Annotated in this window: 1 protein-coding gene; it reads right to left on the bottom strand. The window is 66.6% G+C overall.

Annotated features, from left to right (window positions below; translation table 11 throughout):
• Positions 1-213 (bottom strand): hypothetical protein (locus R5H29_RS00730; protein WP_332328567.1); only part of this gene is annotated, 213 nt, incomplete at its 3' end.
• Positions 214-323: the final 110 nt, after the last annotated feature.

Genomic DNA, 323 nt, shown 5'->3' with positions numbered 1-323 from the left:
GAACGGGCCATGTGCCCGCAATCCGTATCGGGTTCCGTCTGCAACGCCGGGAACAGTGCCGTGAAACCACGGCCCCGTGCGGTCAGGAAGAAGCGTCCGCCCGGTCTCACTGTCCGCGGAGTCGTAGGTGCAGAACTCTATGGCTTCGGCGTGCAGAGAGAACACGGCGACGGTGGCGCCGCCGGGCACGAGCGTGACCCCGGGCGGCGGCACGCTCAACGTTCGGCCACCGATCGGAAAAGTTCCGCATAGGCGCGCGCCGGTGCGGCCCAGGAGACATCTGTTCGCATGGCGTTTTCCTGCATCTTGCGCCACACTGGCTG

The organism is Stenotrophomonas sp. A3_2 (assembly GCF_036624925.1).
In the GTDB taxonomy this organism is placed as follows: Bacteria; Pseudomonadota; Gammaproteobacteria; order Xanthomonadales; family Xanthomonadaceae; genus Stenotrophomonas; species Stenotrophomonas hibiscicola.
This window is presented reverse-complemented; position numbering and strand designations above follow the sequence as displayed.